We start from the raw sequence: 7754 nt of genomic DNA, 5'->3' as shown, positions 1-7754 counted from the left end.
CCACAACGGTATGCTAAGAACAAAAATGCCGTTCACTCTTAAGTGAACGGCATTAGAGCCTCAGGGCTCCCTTTGTCGTCTTTGTGATCACTTACTTACTGTGATTGTTATTAGTTTAATTTGTAAAACACCGTTGATAGTGGTGGCAAACGCAGCTCAATCGACGTATCCAAACCTTCGCTTGCTATTGATTCAACCTGAGCAACCTGCTTCACTTCAAAACCGCTGCCTGCGTAATCAGCCGAGTCAGTATTCAGCAATAGCGAGTACTGGCCTTGGGCTGGAACACCTAAGCGGAAACGCTCATGAGGAACGGGCGTAAAGTTAGAAACAACCAATACTCGTTCACCCAACTCACTAATACGTTCATGAGCTAAGATACTTGCTTCAGCAGAATCTTGTAGACGCCATTCAAAACCTTTCGGGTCGAAATCAAGATCGTGCATTGCCGCCTCAGAGCGGTATAGATTGTTCAAATCTTTCGTTAAGCGTTGAACACCTTGATGGCGTTCATATTCCAACAAGAACCACTGCAGTTGATCATCATGATTCCATTCAGCCGTTTGACCGAATTCAGCGCCCATGAAGTTCAGCTTTTTACCCGGTTGTGCATACATGTAACCCATGTAAGCGCGTAGGTTAGCCGTTTGCTGCCACTCATCACCCGGCATCTTGTTGTGGATAGAGCCTTTACCGTAAACCACCTCATCGTGAGACAGAGACAATACGTAGTTTTCGCTGTGAGCATAAACCAACGGGAAGGTAATCGTATCGTGGTGATATTTACGGTTGATTGGATCTTCTTGAATGTAAGACAAGCTATCGTGCATCCAACCCATGTTCCACTTAAAACCGAAGCCTAAACCGCCCATAAAGGTTGGTGCTGAAACACCCGGGAAAGCCGTCGATTCTTCAGCAATTGTCATCGCATTCGGGAAGTGTTTGTACACTTCTTCGTTCATCCACTTAAGGGTCGCGATGGCGTCGTAATTTTCATTGCCGCCGTCTACATTCGGAATCCATTGATCATGGCTACGCGAGTAATCGAGGTACAACATCGAAGCAACAGCATCAACACGAATGCCATCGATATGGAATTGTTCGAACCAGTACAATGCATTTGCTACTAAGAAGCGACGAACATGCTCTTTACCTAAGTCGTAAATGTACGAGTTCCAATCTTGGTGCCAACCACGGCGTGGATCTGGATCATGGAACAAAGGCGTTCCATCAAAGTTAGCTAAGCCGTGATCATCACTTGGAAAGTGTGCAGGAACCCAGTCCAGAACAACACCTAAACCGGCTTGGTGACATTGGTCGACGAAGAATTTGAAATCATCTGGAGAACCAAAACGACTTGTTGGCGCAAACAAGCCTATTGGCTGATAACCCCAAGAGCCGTAAAACGGGTGCTCTGAAACCGGCATCAACTCTACGTGTGTGTAACCGAGATCCGTTAGATATGGGATTAGCTCTGCCGCTAGCTCACGGTAGTTTAGGAATTCACCTTCAGCATTGCGCTTCCAAGAGCCGGCATGCAATTCATAGAATGAAAGGGCTTCTTTGCGCTTTTGCGTCACTGGGCGATTCTGCCATTGAGAATCTTGCCACTGGTAGCGAGCGTGATCGTAAGTCACAGATGAAAATGATGGGTACTGCTCAGAGTAGAAACCCCATGGGTCAGCTTTATGTGGCAAGCCTTCGCCATCAGGCCCTTTTAATTCAAACTTGTATTGTGCGCCTTCTTCCAGATCAGGAATAAATAAGCCCCACATACCATAATCTAGACGCTGCATTGGGTGGCGACGACCATCCCAAGCGTTGAAGTTACCCACCAAGCTAGCCGCTGTTGCATGCGGTGCGTACACCAAGAAACGCGTGCCTGAAATCGTCTGTCCATCACGCTCTAGCGTAATAAACTGAGCTCCCATGTGATGATACATATCTTTAGGTGTATGAAGATCCTCATAACTCGCGTACAGATCATGGTATTGGTATGGATCATCGATGATCTGCTCTACTCCATTCCAATCAACCGCAAGCTTGTAGTGAGTAAAACGTAAGTCTCTTTCTTGCTTAAGAATGAAACCACTTTCACCCTCTCGCGCTAACTTAATACGAGGTTCCTTTCCAACAATCAACTCGACTTTATCTGCCCCAGGAATCCACACTCGTAATGAACCTTGTTCAGAAGGTAAGTATGGCCCTAAAAACGCAAATGGATCTGTGAAGCAAGCCTGTGATAGTTGGGTATATATTTGTTTTTGCTTTGAAATCGAACTTAGTTCCAAAACGCTTCTCCCTAACCAAACATCCAAAAAACATAATACAAAAATGCCCGCTATTAGTGCGGGCAATATAACGACGGTTTATTCTACCAGATGAGCATTCAATATTGAGTGACCGAGGTTGTAGTTTCGTACGGCGTAAGCAAAAAACCACCTCTTTTCAAGCCACTCGACTCCATTACTTAGCTGCTTTTTCTCGTACATCAGTTAGCTTAGATGCGATACGATTCACGCCTTCATGAGCGAAGATTTCGTCCAAGTTCATTGATAGTTTACGACGCCAGTTAGGGTACTCATCGACCGTACCAGGGATGTTAACGGGCTTATCCATCTCTAGCCAATCTTCCAACTGAACACTCAGGAGTGTTGAGCCACCAGCCGCAACGTGCAACTGAAGCGCTTCAGCAAGATAAGAATCCATCGGCACTTGACTTGCATCACGCCCAACACCTTCAGGTAGGAAGCCGTGCCATGCCACTGAGTCTAAGATACCTTGCTTGCACTCCAAGCGGTTATCGAACAAAGTTTCTAGCTGTTGTGCGTCTGGGTATAAACCAATCTCTTGACCCATTTTCAAGTCATCACAGTGCCAGAAGCCGCGAAGCGTTGGCATATCGTGAGTACACAGTGCTGCCATCGATTGTGACGCGTAGTGCTTCGGAGAAATAAAACCACCGTCATTTTCTGATGTTTCGAAGAAGAAGACTTTGTAAGAATGCACGCCAGCATCAGCAAGGATGTCTACGATTTCATCCGGTACCGTGCCTAAGTCTTCACCGATAACGCTGCATTGGTAACGGTGAGATTCAAGCGCCAGAATAGACAGCATGTCTTGCACTGGGTAGTAGATGTACGCACCTTTCGTTGCGTTCTCACCCTTTGGAATCCACCACAAACGCAGCAGACCTAAAACATGGTCAATACGCAATGCACCACAGTGCTTCATGTTGGCACGAAGTAGTTTGATGTAAGCGTCGTAGCCGGTTTCTTGAAGTACTTCTGGGTTTAGTGGCGGTAAGCCCCAGTTTTGGCCTAGAGGACCAAGAATATCCGGTGGAGCACCAATGCTCGCATCCATCACTAGGTTGCCTTCATCAGCCCATGTCTCGCTGCCTGAATCTGCAACGCCTACCGCTAAGTCACGGTACAGTCCAACCGCCATGCCTTTCTCTTCAGCAAGAGACTGTGCATCGTTGATTTGGCAATCGGCTAACCATTGTAGGTACATATAGAGATGCACTTGATCTAGGTTATCTTTGATGTATTTCTGGGTCGCAGGGCTTTCAAATGTACGGAATTTCTCTGGGAATACAGGCCAGCCCCACATACCTGAATCTTCAGCATGCAGTTCACCGTGCAGAGCATCAAACGCGGCTTGATGCATCAGGCTTTCACCGCCCTCTTCAACGAACGCTAAGAACGCTTGTGCGCGGTCGCTGTTTTTGTCTAGATGACGAGTCTTAAATTCTGCGAATAGCAGAGGTAAGATGCTCATCTTCAGCTCAGACACTTCAGTGTAATTCACCCAGTGCGCTTCACGAGCTTTCTGTAGGCGCTGCTGGAACTCGGCGCTGCCTACCGTTTGTTGCGCTTCCGCGCTTAATGCGAACTCAGGAACTGAACTCACATCAATGTATAAGACGTTCAACCAACGACGTGAAGACGGGCTGTATGGGCTAGCACCTTCCGGGTTCGCAGGGAACAGTGAGTGAATTGGGTTTAGACCAACAAAGTCACCACCGCGAGACGCGATATCCGAAACAAGCTGTTTTAGGTCACCGAAATCACCAATACCCCAGTTGTGCAGAGTTCTTAGCGTGTACAGTTGAACACTTGGTCCCCAAAGCTTTTTGCCTTGCTCAATGGGTGACTGCTTGAAGCACGCTTTTGGCGTAATAATCAACGTCATCTCGTAAGGTTTCTTACGGCGCTTACGACTCACAATGAGCTTGTGATAACCCCATGCCAAATCACTTGGCAATGCAAACACTAAAGGGCCACCCTCGGCACGCTCGTCACGAACGACTTGAGATTGAAGATAGCCTTCAAGTACCTCTCCTTGCTCGGTTTCTAAGCGCCAGCTGAACTCACTTTCACGAGCACTCACACCCAGATTGAGTGTCACTTCTACTGGCTCACCGTCACGCAAGACAAGAACCGGGTCTAGTACATCTTTTCTGTGCTTTCTTTCTGCAGATTTAAGCAGTGCATCATCGCTGCTTGTATCGTAGCCCAATGAAGCCAATAGAGACGTAATCGTCTCTTCTGATACTTGTGCTTCATCGCCCCACGCACTAACGTAACTATCGGCAATATTTGCCATTTCTGCGACTTGTTTTAATACGGTCTGTTCTTTCATCGCTCTCTCCGAAAACGTTCTGACGCTTTCAATTTTTGTAGGGTTGTCTATTTAATTTTTACTAATCAATTAGCTTGTGACAATCAGTTTGTAAGCATTGCTATCTGAATAAGCCGTCTATTTGCTCACAAGCTAATTGAGCCAAGGCAGAAACTGCCTTGGCTACTTTGCAACTATTAACGGTTAACCGCTTCAAGTTTCCAGATGTTGTTCACGTAGTCGCGAATTGAGCGGTCTGATGTGAACTTACCAACCAATGCCGTGTTAAGAATCGCTTTCTTAGCCCAGCCTGCTTGGTCTTTGTATTGCGTACCCATGTCTTCGTGCGCTTTCACATAAGATGCGAAGTCAGCAAGACATAGGTAAGGGTCACCACCGTCTAGTAGGCTATCAAACGTTGCACGTAGAAGACCTGGTTGACCTGGAGTGAACTCATCGCCAGTCAGTAGATCTAGAGATGCTTTCAATAGTGGGTCTGCATTGTAGTAATCGTATGGGTTGTAACCCTGAGCTTTCAGTGCAACAACACCGTCAACTTCTAGGCCGAAGATGTAGATGTTTTCATCACCAACTTCTTCACGAATCTCAACGTTTGCACCATCCATCGTACCGATAGTTAGAGCGCCGTTTAGAGCCATCTTCATGTTGCCCGTACCTGAAGCTTCTTTACCAGCTAATGAGATTTGCTGAGAAACGTCTGCTGCAGGGATGATGATTTCAGCCATGCTTACACGGTAGTCAGGGATGAATACCACTTTAAGCTTGTTACCGATGCGAGGATCGTTGTTGATCTTCTCTGCAATCTTGTTAACCGCGAAGATGATTTCTTTTGCTAGGTGGTAACCCGGTGCTGCTTTCGCTGCGAAGAAACATACGCGTGGCTCACACTCGAAACCAGGTTCGTTAAGAATACGGTGGTACAGAGACAGAATGTGTAGCAAATCTAGGTGCTGACGCTTGTATTCGTGCAGACGCTTAATTTGAACGTCGAAGATAGCGTTAGTATCTAGCTCGATACCCATATTCTCTTGAACCCAATCCGCAAGACGCTGTTTGTTTTCTTTCTTAACAGCCATAAATTCTTTTTGGAATTTCGCGTCTGTTGCAAACTTAGCGATGCCTTCTAGCTGCTCAAGTTTTGCTGGCCACTCAGAGCCAATCTTACCTGTGATTAGATTAGATAGACCTGGGTTACAGAACTTCAACCAACGACGTGGCGTGATGCCGTTCGTTACGTTAGTCAGTTTACCTGGGAAGATTTCGTTGAACTCTGGGAACAAGTCTTTCTTAACAAGTTGAGAGTGAAGTGCCGCTACACCATTTACTTTGTAAGAACCAATCACACATAGGTTTGCCATGCGAACCATGCGGTGGAAACCTTCTTGGATGATAGAAAGCTTCGCTTGTTTCTCACCGTCACCAGGCCACATCTTGCGAACTTCTTGCATGAAGCGGTGGTTGATTTCAAAAATGATTTCCATGTGACGTGGAAGAAGACGGTTGATCAGCGATTCAGACCAAGTCTCTAGCGCTTCTGGAAGTAGTGTGTGGTTCGTGTAAGCGAACGTATGTGCACTGATTTCCCATGCTTGATCCCAAGATAGACCTTTCTCGTCGATTAGGATGCGCATTAGCTCAGGAATCGCAATCGTTGGGTGCGTATCGTTCAGCTGAATCGTTTCTTGCTTAGGCAGATCTTCTAGAGAGAAACCTGCGGCTTCGTGGCGGCGTAGAATATCGCGAACTGACGCTGCTGAGTGGAAGTACTGCTGCATTAGACGCAGTGTCTTACCTTTCTCGTGGTTGTCGTTCGGGTAAAGTACTTTAGTGATGTTACCTGCATCGATTAGCGAGTGTTGCGCTTCGAAGTAATCACCGTTGTTAAAGCTTGCTAGTGAGAATGGTGCAATTGCCTGACATTCCCAAAGACGCAATGGATAAACCGTGTTTGACTCGTAACCTACGATAGGTAGATCCCAAGGCATTGCTTTTACTTCCATACCTGGAACCCAAGTACGAACTTCTTTACCGTCGATGAATTCAACTTCTACATGACCGTAAAAACCAATGTGTTGTGCTAGCTCTGGACGAGCGACTTCCCATGGGTAACCTTCAACACCACGCCATGCGTCTGGTGCTTCTTGTTGACGACCATCTTGGAAAGACTGTTTGAATAGGCCGTATTCGTAGTGAAGACCGTAGCCTACTGTTGGGTACTCTTGTGCAGCACAAGAATCCATAAAACAAGCAGCAAGACGACCAAGACCACCATTACCTAGCGATGGGTCGCGTTCTTCTTCTAGAAGGTCAGTTAGGTTTTGGCCTAGCTCTTCCATTGCATGAGTAATCTGTTCGTACAGCCCCATGCTGATCAGGTTGTTACCTGTTAGACGACCAATCAAAAACTCTAATGAAAGGTAGTTAACGCTCTTCGCGTTTTTGATTTTTTCATCATTTTCAGTTTCTAGCAGGTCAAATGTTGTCAATTCTGCTAGCGCACGCCCCATCGCTAGGTACCATGCGCGGCTATCTGCGTTTTCAATCGTTGTTGCGTAAGTTGCAGATAAATGCTTTTTAACGCTTTCTTGGAACGACACTTTATCGAAAGTTTTTTGCTGAGTTGGTTTCATTTCAGAAATCTCGCTTTTAATAGTTCTAATTCATCTGTGACATATCGTGCATGGTCACCATTAACTAAACATCCTCCCGTTAATACGACTAACTAGGAGTAGATGAGAGGGCGTAGGGGGCGTACCGATGTAAGGTTAGTGATCTGACTCTCATGTTCTAACTTCGAACAAAAAGTTGGAGTGACTAAGATCACAAGCTCCCGTTCGATAACTTAACGTTAATTGATGTGAGTTTTATTTAACCGGAATAAACTGATTAGCAAATCTGAGTTTGAGATCACGAAATTATTTTCCATATCTCATCTTTTGCATAAATCTCAGTGTAAGACCGAACAAAGTCACATTCACAAACCACCACGCAACGTGAGCAAAGTCTCAAATTAAGGGCGTAGAAAGCCAAAAACATGCAAGACCGCAAGGTTTCTGAGGAGAATCATAGTCGGTGCCATTTTTCTTCACGTAACATAAGCACAGACT

Annotated in this window: 3 protein-coding genes; all 3 read right to left on the bottom strand. The window is 46.0% G+C overall.

Features of this window, described 5'->3' with window-relative positions; genetic code table 11:
• Nucleotides 1-110: 110 nt before the first annotated feature.
• Nucleotides 111-2291, bottom strand: coding sequence for a 1,4-alpha-glucan branching protein GlgB (glgB, locus tag AB6E08_RS16765; RefSeq protein WP_017100917.1), 2181 nt, complete (start codon nt 2289-2291; stop codon nt 111-113).
• A 175-nt stretch (nt 2292-2466) separates the two neighbouring features.
• On the bottom strand, nt 2467-4647 hold the full coding sequence (gene malQ / locus AB6E08_RS16760) for a 4-alpha-glucanotransferase (protein WP_372066825.1): 2181 nt from the start codon (nt 4645-4647) through the stop codon (nt 2467-2469).
• A 176-nt stretch (nt 4648-4823) separates the two neighbouring features.
• Entirely contained in the window at nt 4824-7277 is a 2454-nt protein-coding gene (locus tag AB6E08_RS16755) for a glycogen/starch/alpha-glucan phosphorylase (RefSeq protein ID WP_009845842.1), read from the bottom strand.
• Nucleotides 7278-7754: the final 477 nt, after the last annotated feature.

It is taken from the genome of Vibrio sp. 10N.247.310.24 (genome assembly GCF_041467175.1).
GTDB classification, from domain to species: domain Bacteria; phylum Pseudomonadota; class Gammaproteobacteria; order Enterobacterales; family Vibrionaceae; genus Vibrio; species Vibrio tasmaniensis_A.
Note: the sequence above shows the minus strand (reverse complement) of the source record. Positions and strands in the feature narration are given on the sequence as shown.

Coding starts and splice junctions, on each gene's coding strand:
- malQ (WP_372066825.1), bottom strand. CDS start 4,647: ATGAAAGAACAGACCGTATTAAAACAAGTCGCAGAAATGGCAAATATT.
- AB6E08_RS16755 (WP_009845842.1), bottom strand. CDS start 7,277: ATGAAACCAACTCAGCAAAAAACTTTCGATAAAGTGTCGTTCCAAGAA.